Genomic DNA, 16360 nt, shown 5'->3' with positions numbered 1-16360 from the left:
GGGAAACGGCAATCATACGCGGCGCTCGCGACGGTCGGCGAGGCGCTGCCCCGGGGCTGCGTCGTCGTCGGGTGAGGGCGCCTCGGTAGGCTGGAGTCCGTGCGGATCCGCCTCGACATCGCCTACGACGGCACGCATTTCCGCGGGTGGGCGCGTCAGCCCGGGCTGCGCACGGTGCAGGAGACGCTCGAGTCGTCCCTCGCACGCGTCGTCGGCGGCGACCCCCGGCTCGTGGTCGCCGGCCGCACCGATGCGGGGGTGCACGCCACCGGTCAGGCCGCTCACGTCGACCTCGACGAGGCGCAGCAGCAGCGCATGCTCGCCAGGCACGCGCGTCCGGGCGCCGGCGCCCCCACCGCCGAAGATCGCGCCGCGGCGCTCGCTGCGCGCATGACGGGCGTGGTGGGTGCGTACTCCGACGTCGCGGTCACGGGCTCGCGCATCGCGCCCGAGGGCTTCGATGCGCGGTTCTCGGCGGTCTGGCGCCGCTACGAGTACCGCATCGGCGACACCGTGACCGGCTACGACCCGCTCGAGCGCCATCGCACCACCTCGGTGCGCGCATCCCTCGATGCGCAGGCGATGGATGCTGCCGCTCGCGCCCTCATCGGACTCCACGACTTCGCCGCGTACTGCAAGCCGCGCGAAGAGGCCACGACGATCCGCACGCTGCTCGAGTTCGACTGGCACCGCGACGACGCCGGCGTACTGGTCGCGAACGTCAAGGCCGACGCGTTCTGCCACAGCATGGTGCGCGCGCTCGTCGGCGCGTGCGTCGCGGTCGGCGAGGGGCGCCTCGACGTCGACGACGTCGTCGACATCCGCGACGCGCAGGAGCGCGTGCCCGAGGTCAAGGTGCTCGCGGCGCGCGGGCTCACGCTCACCGAGGTGGGCTACCCGGCCGACGATCTGCTCGCACAGCGGGCAGAGCAGACGCGCGCGCGGCGCGACCGCGAGTGACACCGCCCAGCTAGACTGACCGGACGTTTTCCGGCGCGACTCGGGGGTTCTATGCGCAGGTGGAACCGGTTCGCCGGTGTCGTGACGATCTCGCTCGTGGGCATGGCGGCGCTCGCCGGCTGCGGGCCCGCCCCGTGGGAAGAGGGCGCCGGCGGGAGTACGCCGACCCCCACATCGACCGCCGTCCCGACCCCCGTGCCCAATGACCTGTCAGGCGGTGCCACCGAGCGCCAGCTCACCGCCGGCGCCGTCGCGGCGACGATCGACTACTGGTCGACGCTGTCGATGGACAAGTGGACGGCCGAGGCGGTCAAACCCGTCAGCATCTCGCTGATCACGACCGTCACACCGAACGACGGCCAGAAGGTGTACCTGCAGCGCGCGACCATGACGGCGATCCCCTCGACGCCGACGGGCGCGCTCGATGCCCTCCCGCCCCAGGTCGACGCCGCGACGGTGAGCCCCGGCTACCTCGTGCTGGACCCGTACAGCTACTCTCAGACGTTCAACGTCGGCCCGGTGCCGGCCGAGGCGACGTACGTGACGCTGCAGTTCAGCTACGACTTCCTGGTGCAGACGACGCCGACCTCGAGCGAGTACGCCAAGCAGACGGCGACCGACACGCTCACGGTAGCTCTGACTGGCTGATCAGGCGGTTGACGATGGTGGCGCCGACGCGCTCCCATCGGTCGCCGCCCTTGCCGCTCGCGACGCGCGCGGCCTCCCGGCCGGTGTACACGAGGGTGTCGAGGTCGTAGCCGAGTACCGAGACCGGCGCCCAGCCGGCGCTCGCCGTGGGCCGGATGGGAAGCGCGCCGTGCACGTCGATGAGGGTCACGCGCTCGAGCGTCGTGCGCAGCAGATCGCGCACCACGGCGTCGGGTCGGGGCACGAGCACCACGACGGCGCCCGCAGAGGGCGACCCGACGTCGGATTCGGCCGGGAAGGCGGCGCGCACTTCGTCCTCGAGCCGCTCCGACAGGGTCGCGAACGCGGCGGCTCCCGCGGTCTGGCGGATGTCGGCGGCGTCGTCGAGCCCGAGATAGACGACCGACCACGGCTCCGAGGTCTTCTGCGCCCGCGCGAGGCGGTCGCCGGCGGTCCGCTCGAACTGCTGCCACGCCGTCGAGACGGCTGCGGTGCGGCCCAGCCCGCCGTCGCGAGCGGTGGTGCCGACCACCGCGATCAGCGCGCAGGCCACGTACACCAGCATCCCGACCGACGAGATCAGCCGCACGAGCGCGAAGTCGTCACCACCGGACGGCGGGTAGACGAAGCCCGCGATCAAGATGCCGACGCCGGTGACGAAGAACGCGATCGACACGATCACCAGCGGCAGCAGCAGGCGGTCGTGGCGCCGCGATGAGGCGCGCGCCCAATCGAGCACGAAGAGGCCCGCGAACACGGATGCCGCGAAGAAGACGGTGCGGTACGCCACGGTGAACCATGCCAGGTCGTCGACGATCGCCAGCGAGAACGCCGACACCGCGGCCATGGCCGCTCCCGCCCAGATGTGCGGACGCAGCCCCCATGCCGCGCGGAAGCCCGACCACAGGAATGCCGGTGCGCCCATCAGTGCGCCGAGCGATGCGCGACGGAGCTGCTCGATGCCGGCGACGTCGCCCGCGACGACGCCGTAGGTGGCGAGCATCGCGAGGGTGAAGGCGATGCTCCAGTAGAGCGTCGGCAGTCCGGGCCGCAGGAGGAACGCGATGCCGATGGTGAGCATCGTCGCCAGGGTGGTGATCACCGCCTGGGCGATGCCGAGGTCCACGCCGGCTCCGGCGGTGAGGTCGGTCATGCTCGTCCTTCTGTGTCGCGCCGGTCGTCCTGCCGCGCGGCGGGAGCCTCGGTCAGCTCGCCCGCCAGGGGCAGGCGGATCGTGATGGTCGTGCCCGCGCCCGGCTCGCTGTCGATCGACAGGGTGCCCCCGTGGGCGAGCACGATGTCGTTGGTGATGCCGAGTCCGAGCCCGGTGCCGCCGGACTTCTTCTTCGCCTCCTCGGTGCGGAAGTACGGCGTCAGGATGTTCGGGAGGTCGTCCGCGGCGATGCCGATGCCGGTGTCGGCGACCGACAGCACGACGTGGTGGTCCTCGACGGCACCGGTGATGCGCACGCGGCCGTCGCGCGGGGTGTATTTGATCGCGTTGCTCACGACGTTGTCGACGACCTGCCGGAGCCGGAAACCGTCGGCCGTGATCGGAAGGGCCTCATCGGCGCGCACGTCGATCGAGATGTCGCCCGAGACCGCGGTCGGGCGGAACGAGGCGACCGATTCGAGCAGGATCTGGCGCAGGTCGATGTCGTCGACTTCGTCGCGGGCCGTGAAGCCGCGCTTCGAGGTCGTCCCCAGGCTCTGGACCATCGTCAGCATGCGGTCGCTCGCCGCCACGATCGACTCGAACCGCTCGCGCGTGCGCGGGGTGAGGTCGTCGAGTTCGAGGGCGAGCTCCGCATTGCCGATCATCACAGTGAGGGGGTGCTTCAGCTCGTGCGACGCCATCGCGGTGAACCGCTCCCGCTCGCGCTGCGCGTAGGTGAGGGCCGTCACGTCGTGGACGAGGAGAAGGATGCTGGATCCCTCGTCTCCGCCGGCGGCGAGGCGCTTGGCGGTCACCGAGAGCGCACGCCACTCGCCGTCCGCGGTGAACAGCCAGACCGAGGCATCCGTGAAGGTCTCTCCGCGTGCCGCGCGTGCGAAGGGCCGCTCGGAGAACGGCACGGGCATGCCGCGCCGCCCGGTGTACTCGACCGAGCGGGCGGGCAGCGTCGGGTCGAGCGGGTCGAGCCCGTACAGGCGCGAGTACGCGTCGTTGACGGCGAGCACGGACCCGTCCTCGGAGATGCGCGCGATGCCGGTGTCGACGCCGTTGAGGATCTCGCTGGTGCGGCGCTCCTGATCGGCGCGGCGCGTGTAGGTCGCGGTGAGACGCGCCGCCTGACGTCGCAGCAGGTGTCGCAGCGCGCGAGTGCGCCGGAGGGCGAGATGGGCGGTGATGCCGATGAAGGTCAGCGACAGCAGGACGACGAACACCCGCAGCGCCGCGAGATTGCTGGATGCGATCGCGGAGTCGACGAGGAGGATGAGTCCGATCATCGCGAGCATCGCGGCGAGGGCGATCGTGCGGAAATGCATCGCGACCCACATCACCGGGAACGCCCAGAGGTAGCCCAGGCGCAGCTCGGTCCCGCTCGACATCAGGCCGATGGCGATCGCGTCGGCGAACGGCACCGCGAGCACAGCCCATGCGGGCAGGCGCGACCACGGCAGAGCCAGGGTCGCCAGCGTGAGGATGACGACGAGGAGCGTGCCGAGCAGGAAGTTCCAGCGGCCGAACATCTCGGGCTGCAGCGCCATCACGAGGATCGCGGTGATGAGCACGGACGCTGCGAGCACGAGCTGCGTGAGCCAGATCGACCGGGTGCGGCTGTCGGGCGCGCTCACGACGAAGGTCGATCGTGCAGCCCCGGTAGCCATAGGCCGATTCTATTGACCCGGCCACCTGGCATTTCGGCGCCGAGCCGACAGCCGGCAAACGCTCTCTTGCGGATGCCTTGCGCAAACCTTGCGGTGGCGTTCGCGGTCTCTCGAAGGGGCCTTGCGGTCGGTGGGAGAAGCTCTTCATGTGCCGGAGACACCGGCCGAGGATCCGAAAGGCGACGAACGTGACCGAGATCGTCCCCCTCACCCGCAGCCAGCGCACGCACCGCGCGGAGCCGGCCGCTGCGCTGGAGGATGTCACGACCGTTCACGGATTCGCCGACGACTTCGAGGCCGTCCTCGACGACACCTCGGTGCACCGCTCGACCATCGGCTGCGTCATCCCGGCGTACAACGAGGAGGAGTCGATCGCCCAGGTGATCGAGTCGCTGCTCGGTCAGACCCGCGTGCCCGACGTGATCCACGTCGTCGTCAACAACACCTCCGACGCCACCGTCAAGATCGCGTCGCAGTACGCCGGCCCGCACGAGGTCGTCACCGAGCTCGGCGAGCAGTTCACCGAGGTGTTCGTCCACGACATCGGCAAGAACCCCGACAAGAAGGTCGGCGCGCTCAACTACGGCTACACGCTCGTCGAGGGCTACGACTACCTGCTCGGCGTCGACGGCGACACGGTCGCGGACGCGAAGGCGGTCGAATACCTCGAGGCCGAGGCGACCAGCGACACCCGCATCGGCGGCATCTCGGCGATCTACTCGATCGACGACAAGCCGATCAAGGGGGCTCTCGCGAAGTTCCTCACGACCGGCCAGCGCTCGCAGTTCGCGGCGTTCAACCTGCACAACCTGCTGCGCGGCCGCAACATGGCGGTGCTCGGCGGGCAGTTCTCGATCTTCTCGACGCACGCCCTGCGCGACGTCATGAAGGAGAACCACCAGTCGACGCCGTGGGTGAAGGACTCCGAGGTCGAGGACTCGCTGCTCTCGCTGCAGATCAAGAGCGCCGGCTACCTCACCAAGATCAGCCCGTTCGCCCGGGCCGATGTCGGCGGCATGACGACCCTCCGCGCGCTCGACGCGCAGCAGGTCAAGTGGACCTACGGCGCCATCGAGCTCATGTGGCCCGGCCAGCGCGGCGACACCAAAGGGCAGCCGTTCCACCCGAACCTGCGCGTCCGCTGGCTCGAGCACTTCGACATGCTCATGAACATGTTCGTGCGCATCGCGTTCGTCACGCTGCTCGCGGCGTCGCTGTCGATCGGCGCGTTCGTCTTCTCGTACTGGTGGCTCATCCCGCCGGTGGTCGCCATCGCGCTCAACACCCGCATGGCGCTCACGATGCACAACCGCAACACGCGGGATGTGCTCTTCGGCCTCACGCTGGTGCCCGCCGAGATCTACATGTGGATCCGCTGCAGCCACTTCGTGCGGTCATGGACGCGATTCCTGTCGCGCAAGAAGGTCGACAACTGGGCGATGCAGGCCAAGGCCGAGCGCGGCGGCGGCTTCGGCCACTGGACGCCGCTCATCCTCGCGGTCGGGGTCATCGCCGCGATGGTCGCGATCTGGATGATGCTGCCCGTGATGGTGCAGTCCACGGTCCTGTGGATCGGCTGGCCGATCGTCGGCGTCGTCACGGTGCTGCAGACGCTGTCCATGTTCTTCAAGCTCATCCGTCGTCAGCACGGATACAAGGTCTGACCCGAACCCGAATCGGGTCGGAACTGGGGAGAGCGCCGGGGCTGGGGAGCACGGCGCGGGGGAGGAGGTGAGGGGCCCGCCTGGGGGAGAGGCGGGCACCCTCACCGACATCGCACGGCGGAGGCATCCGCTCTGTCTGGGGCAGAGGGGATGCCTCCGCCGCCGTCGGTCCTCCGCGAGGGTGTCAGCCCTCCGAGGTCAGCCGGTATCCGACGCCGCGCACCGTCTCGATGTAGCGCGGGTTGGCGGCGCTCTCGCCGAGCTTGCGTCGCAGGTTCGTCATGTGCGCTTCGACCGCACGCTTGTCGGCATCGCCGACGAAGTAGCTCGTCACGTAGGACTCGCCCCGCAGCACCAGGGTGAGGTCGGCCTTGCTGCGCACGCGCCGCTTCGACTCGAGCAGGGTCGCGAGCAGGTCGAACTCGGTGCGCGTGAGGTCGAGCTCCTCACGGCCGATGAGAACGATGCGGTTCTCGGGGTGCAGCCGCAGGTCGCGGTGCGTCAGCCATTCGCCGTCCGCATCGACGACGGCGGGGACGGATGCTGCGCCCGCCGGCACGATCACGGTCGCGGGTGTCGTGAGGTCGCGGTCCTCGATCGCGGGTGCGGTGGGCGTCGCGGTGGTGGTCGGCCGCGTGCCGGGGAACGACGGGCCGACGCTCCCCTGCGAGGGCGCGGCGGGCGCTGCGACGGCGCGCTCCACGTCGGTGGTCCGCCGCCGCATGAGCGCCTCGACGCGAGCGCGGAGCTCGCGCGGCCGGAAGGGCTTGAGGAGGTAGTCGTCGGCGCCGGCGCCGAGCCCGGCGATCACATCGGCTTCATCGTTCATGCCGGTGAGCATGATGATGTACGTGTCGGACTGGGCGCGGATGCGCTTGGCCGCCTCGATGCCGTCGATGCCGGGCATGTTGACGTCGATCGTGGTCAGTACCGGCTGGTAGGTGAGCACCGCCCGCACGCCGTCGATGCCGTTGCCGACCGAGACCGTGGAGAACCCCGACGACTCGAGGACCTCGGCCAGGACGTGGCGGATCTCCTTGTCGTCCTCGATGATGACCGCTGTCTTCAGCTCGTCAGAAGGGGTGCTCATGCGTGCGTGCTCTCTGGGACGGTGGAACCGGACATGCGCCGATTACCGACCCCAGCCGCGGCCCCCGACGCATGCGCAAAGTACTCCCGATGCTACACAACCCCGGGAAGGCCTGGTCGGAGCTCAATCCGTCATGACGTCGCGGGTGAGCTCGACGGCGGCCTCCGGCCACCACTGTCCGGCCGCCGGGCCGCCGTTGCAGTCGCCGTCGCTCTCACCCGGCGGCTTGATCCACAGGTTCGTGTCGACGACGTCGTCGCCGACCGTGCCGCCGGGTTCGCCGACGAGACGCCCGGGCGGATTGCACCACTCGCCGTTCGAGCCCGCGCCGTTGCGGCCGGTGTCGATGATCGCGTGAAGCCCGTCGAGGCGTCCCGCGACGTCGTGGGCGTAGTCCACCTCGTCGTCGGTCGCCTCGAAGTTCGACACGTTGGTGACGAAGCCACGGATGCCTCGGTCTCCGTCGCCGCGGGTCGCGCGGTCGACGCGGTCGATGAGGTCGGCCATCTCCGCCGGGGCCAGCCAGTTCGAGTGGCCGCCGTCGACGTAGATCCAGGTGCTCTCGGCGGCGAGCGCCTCGACCGCCGCGCTCAGCTGCTCGACCCGCTCGCCGGCGTTTCCGCACTCGGGCGCGAGGGCGAGGCTGTCGGGTTCGAGGATCACGATCGGTGACGTGTCGGCGGCGTCGCCCAAGGCGTCGCCGATCGCGCGCGTCCACTCGAGGTACGCGTCGCCGTCGAGGCCGCCGGCGGAGTGCCCGCCGCAGTCGCGCTCGGGCAGGCCGTACACGACGACCGCGACACGCGCGGATTGGTCGCGCGCCTCCGCGGCGAGGCCCGCGATGCGCTCGCCCACCACGCCGACGGGTTCGCCCTCCGGCGTGAGCCAGACGGCCGTGGGCTGTTCGCTCAGATACCTCGCCGCGGCCTGCTCGGGACTGCCGTCGGCGGCGCGGGTCGCAGCATCCGTCGCCGTCGAGAGGCCGGAGGCGACGATCTTCGTGCCGCGGGCGGGCGCCTCGGGCGACTGGCCTCGCAGGAGGGCGACGGCGGCGACGACGGCGACGACCGCGACCACGCCCGTGATCGCCAGGATCGTGATGGTCCGTCGCGAAGTGGGCACGAAGGCGAGCCTACGAGACCTCCACCGCGGCGACGTGCCGCGGCGTGTCGTGCTCAGGCCGTGCGCGGGCGGGGACTCCGTACGCGCGGGGTGGATGCGGTGCGTCCGGTCGCGAGCGCGCCACGGCGGGTGGTGCTGCCGCGCTTCGACCCGACGAGCTGCAGCAGGGCGGCCGCCAGCGGACTCGCCGACGTCGCCTCGGCCTCGAAAGCACTCGCGACGACGGATGCGGCGCGCTCGAACTCCTGCGCCTTCACGGCGGCCGCGCGGCGCTCGGCGACGACGCGGTCGGCGGCGGCGTACTCGGCCCGCAGGCGCTCGCGCTCGGACTCGTCGAGCCCGGCTCGCCGCGCGGTGCGCTCGAGGGCCTCGGCGGCGCGGGAGCGCAGTGCGATGCTGCGGTGCAGCTCGCGCTCCGCGGTCTCACGGGCGAGGCGGCTCGCGTCGAGAGCGTCGGCGAGCTCGGCACGGACGGTCTTCGGGGATGCAGCGGTCATGGGTTCCTCCAGGATCGGGGTGCGGGTTCACGCTCGGATGCCGTGAACCGGCACACCACTGAAGAGCAGCAGCATCCGGTTTTCGTACATACGAGCTTCCTGTCAAGGCCATCCGCTCGCCACGTCGGCGGAATAGGCTGTGGTCGTCATGAAGGTCATCTCGTACAACCTGCGCAAGCACCGGGCTGCGGGGGAGCTCGCCCACCTGGTGGAGCGCCATGGCGCCGACGTGCTGTGCCTGCAGGAAGCGGACACGTCCGACATCCCCGACGAGATCTCGGGGCTGCGGCTCGCGGACTCCACGCAGCGCAATCGCCTCGGGCTCGCCGTGTACTACCGCGAGAACACCTACCGCGCGGTCGAGGTGCGGGCGCTGGCGCTGAAGAAGTCGCTGCACGACCGCGTGCTCAAGCCCGCGGAGGAGCGGCTGCTCGGCGTACGCCTGCACGACATCGACGAGAACACCGACCTCATCGTGGCCTCGTTCCACGCCGCGCCGCTCACGGCGCTGAACTCCCTGCGCCGCCACCAGATCCGCACGGCGCTCGGCGAGCTGCAGCAGCTCGGCGAGGGGCTGCCGGCGCTCATGGTCGGCGACTACAACTACCCGGTGTTCAAGGAGCGGCTGGGCCAGCACATCCGCGAGCAGGGGTACGAGCTGAATCTGTCGGACTCGCGCACGTACACGCGCTACCGCTTCTTCCGCGGCCACTACGACTTCGCGACCTCGATCGGCTTCGAGATCGACCGCGTGCGGACGCTGCCGCAGGGACTCAGCGACCACCTGCCGATCCTCGTGACCGCGCATCCCGCTGCCGGCGTGCGCCGCGAGGTCGGGATCGCCGATCCCGAGACGGCCGCGGCGGACAGCGGCGCCGCTTAGAGAAGCGACGGGTCGGGGTCGCTCCACTTCTCGATCCCTTGCACCACCCAGAACACGAAGAACAGCGCGAGGGCGATCGCTTCGACGATGAGGACGATGGGGACGGCGGAGCCGCTCGCCTGCGGCAGCAGCGCGACATACGCCACGAGCACCAGCACGAGTCCCAGCGCGATCGCGGTGTAGAGCACGCGGAACACCGGGGCCGGCGGCGGGCCCTGCCGGGGGAACGCGCTGCGCACGGCGACCGCCGCGAACAGCGCGAAGAAGGCCGTCGTCGCGACGAAATGCGCGTTCTGCAGGAACGCGTCTCGCGCGAATGCCCACGTGAGCCCCGTGACGGCGAGCACGACGGCCGCGATCAGCAGCGACGGCCACACCGCCGCGAGCGAGACCTGGCCGAGCGCACCGAGCAGCAGCGCGACGAGGAGCAGCAGCATCCCGAGCACGAGGTAGACGACGACGCCGTTCGCGACGTCGGCCTCGTACGCGGGCGGGAAGCAGCGTCCCGTGCGCGGGACGTCGACGCCGGGCACGGTGCCGGGTGCGAGAGTCGTCGGCACCAGGGCGATGAGCGGCGCGAACAGTGCGGCGGCATCGAGGAGAGCCCGCTCCGCTCCGCGCCCCGACAGGGCGAACAGTGCGAGGGAGACCGCGATCAGCGCCCCGACGAACACGTCGCGTGCCGGGGTGTAGAAGTAGTCGCTGATGGACGTGAGCCAGCCGTACGTCGTCGCCGCCTGGCCGATGGCGACGAAGATCGCGATGACGGTGCCGGCCAGCCCGATGCGCAGGTAGCGGTAGGTGCGCTCGAGCGACGTCGACGCAGCGGAGACCATGGCGATCACGATAGCGGTCGGCCCCGACGGCGGCGCCGACCGGACTCGCGGGTCAGTGCGAGTCGCGCGAGCGGCGCACCGCCGCGACGACCGCGAGGGCGGCCCCGGCGAGCAGGAGCGCGCCGCCGCCGATCCACAGGCCCATGGTCTGGCCCTGGTCGAGGCCCGTCGCGGGGAGGCCGTCAGCGCCGGTGATGGTCACGGCGGCGGTGCCGCCGGCGGACGTCGACGACACTGCGGCGATGTTGTACGTGCCCGTCGCGTTCGAGGGGAGGGTGATGTCGACGCCCGCGAGGGACCCGTCGGCCTCCGATGAGGCGGTGCCGCTCGCGGTGGTGATCGCGAACTTCACCATGCCGATGCGCGCAGCGGCGCCGTTCTCACCGGTGACGGTGATGGTGATGGCCTCGTCGGCCGAGAACGTCTCGGCGGCGCACTCGAACGAGATGGTGCCGCCGGCCTGCGCCGTCGGCGTCGTGGTGCACGAGCCCGAGGGCGGATAGATCGTCGAGGCGCTCGCGGCGGCGGGTACCGCGAGGACCGCTCCGAGGGCTAGCGTCGCAGCGAAGGCGGCTCGGGGGAGGAGCCGGGGCGTGGTCGATCGAGTGATGTGGGGCATCGAGAGCAGTCTACGAAGCGCCGCACACCACGGCAACTGCGGCGGGCGGGGTGAGCGTCGGGGTCGTCACGGCCTCGAGCGTCGCCGCGACGGGCGCACTCGCCCGTGCGGTGAGCGTCGCTGTCGCCGATCCGCCCGGCGGGAGGTCGATCGCGAAGCTCACGACCCGGCGCCCGGCGTGCGTGCCGCCGCCGAATCCGGTGCCGTCCGACATGGTCGCATCCACCAGTTCGAAGCCCTCGGGCAGGTACAGGTAGCCGATGGTGCGGGTGACGCCTGCCGGCACGCCGAAGGCGCTGTCGCCGGTGATGTACGCGGGCAGGGATGCGGCATCCGCCGGCGCCGTGTTGCCGATCGTGACCGTGAGCACGGCGTCGCCTGTCGCATTTCCCGCGGCGTCGAGCGTGCAGCTGGACCACTCGAGCGTCGTCGTCGCGTTCTGGTAGAAGTCCATCTTCGAGCCGGTGCCGTCGTTGACGTAGACGCCGAAGCGCGCGGCCTCGTCGTCCGAGACCGGCAGGCCGCCCGCGAGGGTCGTGTCGGCGAGCACGCTCTGCTCGTTCTCGTGCGCGCTCCACAGCAGCAGGCGGTCTTCATCGCCGGCGCGGGTGAGTGCGCCGACGAGCGCGGCCGGGTCGACGTCGCCTCCGGAAAGCTTCTCGAACACGGCGGCCGCCGCCATGGCGAAGAAGGCGTCCTGGTCGGCAGGGCGCGTGTACCGCGAGTAGACGTCGTTGAGCAGCAGCTGCACGGCGTTGTCGGGGGCGAGCACGTCGCCGGTGGGGAGGGCGATCGGACCGGTCGCCTCGAGCAGGTATGAGAGCGCGACCGGGTCGAGGGCGATCACGCCGTCCACCTGCTGTCCGCCGTGCTGTCGTGCCCACATCTCGCGGGCGAGCGCACCGCTGACCGCGAAGTCGGGCACCTGCGTGACGTTCTGGATCCAGCGGCCCGGGCGCTCGCCGTAGATCGCGGTGATCTCGTCCCCGAGGGGCAGGACGGCGGCGTCGTAGCGGGGGTAGTCGCTCGAGGACTCCTGCGCGGCGAGGCTGATCGCACCGCCCTCGGTGTGGATCAGCGCCATCGCGCCGGGGATGCCGCCCAGCGACCGCCATTCGGCGTTGTTCTGGAACAGCACGAGGTAGTCGCGGGGGGCGTCCGCGCCGAGCATCGAGGGGATGAGCTGCGTCGCCCGGGCGAGGGCGTCGGTGGCCGTTCCCGCTTCGACGAGGAGCGCGTCGACCTCGTCCACGGCTGCGCGCACGGGCGCGATGAGCGCGGTGCGATCGATGGACGAGACGGATGCTGCCGCCGCCCCGACCCCCTCGCTCGCGGTCTGCGCGGCGCCGCTGATCTGCTGCAGCGGCGCGAGGTCGAGCTGCCCGTCCTGCGGTTTCAGGGCGTCGACCTGGAACGAGGCGGCGACCTCGGAGAGGGGACGCAGCGCCATGCTCGTGACGCCGTCGAGCGACTCTGCCACCGTCGCGACAGCGGCCAGCTGCGGGCCGACCCAGGGAAGGCCTTCGGCCAGGTTCCACACCGGGTCGGAGGTCATCGCGTGCGCGGCGCCGGTGTCGGCGGCGAGGGCGGCGATCGCGTCACTCGCGGCCGCCGGGTCGGCGAGGTTCTCCCGCACCGCGGCCGCGGTCTGCTGGGCGTCGCGGAGATGGCCGTAGGCGAGGGCTCCGCGCACCCCGATCCACACGGTGGCGATCACGGCGAGGATGAGCAGGCCGCCCAGGACGGCGGCGAAGACGACTCCCCCGCGGCGCACGGAGCGGGGCAGGGGAGAGTCGGTCACCGCTCCACCCTACGGGGCCGGTCCGAGCAGTCGCTGCGAGCTCAGCGGGTGTCCGCCCCCGCGTAGTCGCCCTGGTACTGGTAGCCGTAGTAGCCGCCGTTCTTGCGGGGCACGCGGTTCAGCACGACGCCGAGCACACGGGCGTTGGCCTTGCCGAGGTTCGCGAGCGCCTTGTGCAGCATGTCGTACGTCGTCTTGCCGGCGCTGACCACGATGAGCGCTCCGTCCGCGGCGGTCGTGAGGACCGCAGCATCCGTCACCGGAAGGAGAGGCGGGGAATCGATGATGACGAGGGCGTGCTCGGTGAGGCTGCGCACGAGCGCCTGCATGCGGTTCGAGCCGAGCACCTCGCTGGGGTTCGGCGGAACGCGGCCGGCGGTGATGACGGCGAGGTTGCTGCTCGCGCCGACGTTGTGCACGACGTCGTTGAGCTCGGCGCGTCCCGCGAGCACGTCGGTGAGGCCGGCGCCGTCGGGCAGGCCGAACACCGTCGAGACCATCGGACGGCGCAGATCCGCGTCGAGCAGCACGACGTGGCGGCCGGCGGCCGCGAGGCTCACGGCGAGGTTCGCGGCCATCGTCGACTTGCCGTCGCCGGGCAGGGGGCTCGTGACGACGATCGCGCGGGGCGGGTTGTCGACGTCCATGAACTGCAGGTTCGTGCGCAGCTCGCGCATCGCCTCGGCGAGCGGGGCGGAGGAGGAGTGCTGGCTCTCGAAGTCGGCGAGGCCGCGCTCGACGCTGAGGCCCTTGTCGACGGGAAGCGTTCCGACGACGGGAACGCCGGTCTCGCGTTCGATGTCGCGCGGGTCGCGCAGGCGCCGGTCGAGCACGTGACGCACGACCGCGTAGCCGATGCCGAGGGCGAGTCCGACGAGTGCGCCGAGGGCGAGCGCGAGGCGCACGTTCGGCGACGAGGGCGCCGTGGGAAGGCGGGCGGAGTCGCCCGTGACGAGTGTGACGGCGGCCGTGCCGGTCTCGTCGGTGCCCTCGACGTTGTTGATCTGCTCGACCATGCATCCGAGCCACGACTCGGCGAGATCGCGGGCCTCTTCGGGGCTCGACGCGCTCGCGGTGACGCGCACGATGACGGTGTCGAGGGGGTTCGAGACGTCGACGCGGGTGACGAGGGACTCGGGGGTCGTGCTCAGGTCGAGCTCGTCGATCGCGCACTCCGCGACGGCGCGCCATGATCCGAGCTCGACGTACGAAGTGACCTTGCTGCGGGCGAGCTGGTCGCCGACGAGGGAGGAGCCGGTGTCGGAGCCGGCGTTGGTCGCCGTGACGATCCCGCTGGCGTTCGCCGTGTAGACCTTGGGCTGCAGGGCGGTCCACCCCCACGCCACGGCCACGCCCAGGAGGGTGAGGATCACGATGGCGAGCCAATGCGCTCGCAAGATGCGCAGGTAATCCCGCAGCTCCATGGGCCCCCTCCCAGTCCCCCGTACACTACCGCGTGTGACCGGCAACCTCGTGATCGCTGCCCTCGGGGTGCGGGTGGGCATCGTGTGCGACGGCCTGGAGGCGGCTGCACGGACTGCTGTCGAGGACGCATGGACGGATGCTGCGACCACCGGTGTCGCCGACATCGAGGTGGTCGCGGACGCGGGTGGCAGCATCCGTTCTCTGCTGTCGTCGCTGTCTCAGCGCGTGACGCTCGCGGCGATCGAGGCCCAGCGCGGACGGCTGTGGATGCTGCACGCCGCCGGCATCGCCCTGCCCGACGGCCGGGTGGTCGCGCTCGTGGGGCCGAGTGGGCGGGGCAAGACGACGGCGTCGCGGGTGCTCGGCGAGGCGTACGGGTACGTCTCGGACGAGACGGTGGCCGTCGACTCGTCGGGTCGCGTGCACCCGTACCGCAAGCCGTTGTCGATCATCGAGACCGGCGAGTCCGAGAAGGCGCAACGCTCGCCGTCGGTGCTGGGTCTGGGCCCGCTGCCGGATGGTGAACTGCAGCTCGCGGGGATCGTGCTCCTCGACCGGCGCGAGGGCGTCTCAGGGGCGGTCGTCTCGGACGTCGACCTCGGCGATGCGCTCGAGGAACTCGTCGCCCAGTCGAGCTATCTCACGAACCTGCCTGCGCCGCTGCGCACGATCGCCGCGCACGTCGCGTCGGTCGGCGGCGTACGTCGGGTTTCCTATACGGATGCTGCGGCCCTCGTCTCGGTCCTCCCCGAGCTGGCCGTGGAGTCGCCGTCGCGACCGCAGGTGTCGAAGGCCGTGTCTCTGGGCGGTGCGGCTGTTGTCAGTTCGGCACCGGATCGGGTGTTCCGTCGCGTCGCGCCGCTGGACGAGTTGCCGCTCATCGACCCCGATCGACTCGCCCTCCTCCACGTCGACGCCGCCCACGCCGGCACGGTGCGCGTGCTGGCGGGCATCGCTCCCGCGCTGTGGCGCGCCGCCGATGGCGTCGGTCTCGAGGCGTTGGTGGATGCTGCGATCTCCGCCTACGGCACTCCTGGGGATAAGGACGCCACCGTCGCCGTCGAAGCCGCCGTCGATGAGCTGGTCGCGGCCGACGTGCTGAAGGTCTCGTCGCCGGCGAAAGCTTCGGGCCCGGCGTTGTGGCGCATCCACGACGACGTCGCCTGGACGGGGGAGTCCTCGCGCGTGGTCGTGCTGGCGCTGGCGAATCCCGCGGCTTCGCCGCTGGCCCTCGAGGGTTCTGCGGCGCTGATCTGGGTCGCCCTCGCCGACGGCCCGGGCCAATCCGATGACATCGTGGCGCGCGTCGCTGAGTCGGCCGACGTCGATGCCGATGCGATCCGTCCCGACGTCGAGTCCTTCCTCGGAACGCTTCGCGATCAGGACCTGGTGTTCACCGGCTGATTTCGCTCAGGGAGTTGCCGGCGCGCTGGGGTGCTGAGCGGTACTACCACCCGTGAGCACGGTGGTGCCCTGAACGGAGGCAGCGGCAGCGGTGAACACGATCGACCCTTGCCCTACGAAGTCACCGGATCCGGTGTAGACGCCGCGGATCGCTGTGGTGCCGCCATAGGCGACGTATTGTCCGGCCGCCGGGACATGGATAAATGAGCCGCTGCTCCCTCCCGATACAGATGCCGGGCCTTGCCATCGTGAGTCCGCATCGGTGCGAGTGAACGTGTAACCGGGCGGCACGCTGACGACCATGGTGAGCGTACCGGTCGGGTTCACGGTGCCAGTCAGCGGTTCGTGGAAGATATAGCCGCCGACGTCTTGCATAGTGTTCGTGAACGATGACGCGACGAGGCGGCTGGTCTGGACCGATGCCGCCGCGGCCGGCACGGCGGCGGCGACAACAAGGGCCGGTGCCGTCCAGGCGCCGATGCGGAGCAGTTGGCGGCGGTCGATTCCGCCGTCGTACGGCACAGCGTCGAGACGATCCATTGGTCTCCCCCCGGAGGACTTCTGGTGAGTGTCATTTTC

15 protein-coding genes are annotated in these 16360 nt (G+C 70.9%); 5 read left to right on the top strand and 10 right to left on the bottom strand.

Annotated features, from left to right (window positions below; genetic code table 11):
* Nucleotides 1–99: 99 nt before the first annotated feature.
* The gene (gene truA / locus AC3A46_RS10490; RefSeq protein ID WP_487665144.1) at nucleotides 100–960 is read left to right on the top strand and encodes a tRNA pseudouridine(38-40) synthase TruA; all 861 of its coding nucleotides are present in this window, start codon (nucleotides 100–102) and stop codon (nucleotides 958–960) included.
* 51 nt (nucleotides 961–1011) lie between these two features.
* Nucleotides 1012–1608, top strand: coding sequence for a hypothetical protein (locus tag AC3A46_RS10485; RefSeq protein WP_487665143.1), 597 nt, complete (start codon nucleotides 1012–1014; stop codon nucleotides 1606–1608).
* Here AC3A46_RS10485 and AC3A46_RS10480 read toward each other — a convergent pair.
* Both AC3A46_RS10480 and AC3A46_RS10475 read right to left on the bottom strand, forming a co-directional pair.
* Nucleotides 1586–2761 (bottom strand): hypothetical protein, encoded by a 1176-nt coding sequence (locus AC3A46_RS10480; RefSeq protein WP_487665142.1) that lies wholly within the window; start codon nucleotides 2759–2761, stop codon nucleotides 1586–1588. The genes AC3A46_RS10485 and AC3A46_RS10480 overlap by 23 nt on opposite strands.
* Nucleotides 2758–4440 (bottom strand): ATP-binding protein, encoded by a 1683-nt coding sequence (locus AC3A46_RS10475; RefSeq protein WP_487665141.1) that lies wholly within the window; start codon nucleotides 4438–4440, stop codon nucleotides 2758–2760. Before AC3A46_RS10475 ends, AC3A46_RS10480 begins: the two co-directional genes overlap by 4 nt.
* Before the next feature lie 188 nt (nucleotides 4441–4628).
* Between AC3A46_RS10475 and AC3A46_RS10470 the strand changes: the two genes are divergently transcribed.
* Nucleotides 4629–6104 carry a glycosyltransferase family 2 protein gene (locus AC3A46_RS10470; protein ID WP_487665140.1) on the top strand — a complete coding sequence of 492 codons (1476 nt, stop codon included), beginning with the start codon at nucleotides 4629–4631 and terminating at the stop codon, nucleotides 6102–6104.
* Nucleotides 6105–6288: 184 nt separating this feature from the next.
* Here AC3A46_RS10470 and AC3A46_RS10465 read toward each other — a convergent pair whose 3' ends face one another.
* From AC3A46_RS10465 to AC3A46_RS10455, 3 genes are all read right to left on the bottom strand, one after another.
* Entirely contained in the window at nucleotides 6289–7194 is a 906-nt protein-coding gene (locus tag AC3A46_RS10465; protein WP_487665139.1) for a response regulator transcription factor, read from the bottom strand.
* A gap of 123 nt (nucleotides 7195–7317) precedes the next feature.
* Nucleotides 7318–8316, bottom strand: a complete 999-nt coding sequence (locus AC3A46_RS10460; RefSeq protein WP_487665138.1) for a glycoside hydrolase family 6 protein — start codon at nucleotides 8314–8316, stop codon at nucleotides 7318–7320.
* A 53-nt stretch (nucleotides 8317–8369) separates the two neighbouring features.
* Nucleotides 8370–8813 (bottom strand): hypothetical protein, encoded by a 444-nt coding sequence (locus tag AC3A46_RS10455; RefSeq protein WP_487665137.1) that lies wholly within the window; start codon nucleotides 8811–8813, stop codon nucleotides 8370–8372.
* A 148-nt stretch (nucleotides 8814–8961) separates the two neighbouring features.
* Here AC3A46_RS10455 and AC3A46_RS10450 point away from each other — a divergent pair, with 148 nt between their 5' ends.
* Entirely contained in the window at nucleotides 8962–9696 is a 735-nt protein-coding gene (locus AC3A46_RS10450) for an endonuclease/exonuclease/phosphatase family protein (RefSeq protein WP_487665136.1), read from the top strand.
* On the opposite strand, the gene AC3A46_RS10445 is transcribed toward AC3A46_RS10450, so the two are convergent.
* From AC3A46_RS10445 to AC3A46_RS10430, 4 genes are read right to left on the bottom strand one after another with little or no spacing between them, the layout of a single operon-like run.
* Nucleotides 9693–10532 (bottom strand): hypothetical protein, encoded by an 840-nt coding sequence (locus AC3A46_RS10445; protein ID WP_487665135.1) that lies wholly within the window; start codon nucleotides 10530–10532, stop codon nucleotides 9693–9695. The genes AC3A46_RS10450 and AC3A46_RS10445 overlap by 4 nt on opposite strands.
* A gap of 52 nt (nucleotides 10533–10584) precedes the next feature.
* The gene (locus tag AC3A46_RS10440; protein WP_487665134.1) at nucleotides 10585–11151 is read right to left on the bottom strand and encodes an LPXTG cell wall anchor domain-containing protein; all 567 of its coding nucleotides are present in this window, start codon (nucleotides 11149–11151) and stop codon (nucleotides 10585–10587) included.
* A gap of 10 nt (nucleotides 11152–11161) precedes the next feature.
* Nucleotides 11162–12952 (bottom strand): DUF4012 domain-containing protein, encoded by a 1791-nt coding sequence (locus AC3A46_RS10435; protein ID WP_487665133.1) that lies wholly within the window; start codon nucleotides 12950–12952, stop codon nucleotides 11162–11164.
* Between the two features lie 41 nt (nucleotides 12953–12993).
* The gene (locus tag AC3A46_RS10430) at nucleotides 12994–14376 is read right to left on the bottom strand and encodes a tyrosine-protein kinase domain-containing protein (protein ID WP_487665132.1); all 1383 of its coding nucleotides are present in this window, start codon (nucleotides 14374–14376) and stop codon (nucleotides 12994–12996) included.
* Between the two features lie 34 nt (nucleotides 14377–14410).
* On the opposite strand from AC3A46_RS10430, the gene AC3A46_RS10425 reads away from it, so the two are divergent.
* Complete coding sequence (locus tag AC3A46_RS10425; protein WP_487665131.1) at nucleotides 14411–15781, top strand: PqqD family protein; 1371 nt, start codon at nucleotides 14411–14413, stop codon at nucleotides 15779–15781.
* 6 nt (nucleotides 15782–15787) lie between these two features.
* Here AC3A46_RS10425 and AC3A46_RS10420 read toward each other — a convergent pair whose 3' ends face one another.
* Nucleotides 15788–16321 carry a hypothetical protein gene (locus tag AC3A46_RS10420; protein WP_487665130.1) on the bottom strand — a complete coding sequence of 178 codons (534 nt, stop codon included), beginning with the start codon at nucleotides 16319–16321 and terminating at the stop codon, nucleotides 15788–15790.
* Nucleotides 16322–16360 lie beyond the last annotated feature (39 nt).

Source organism: Microbacterium sp. Soil_C_42 (genome assembly GCF_057656735.1).
Note: the sequence above shows the minus strand (reverse complement) of the source record. Positions and strands in the feature narration are given on the sequence as shown.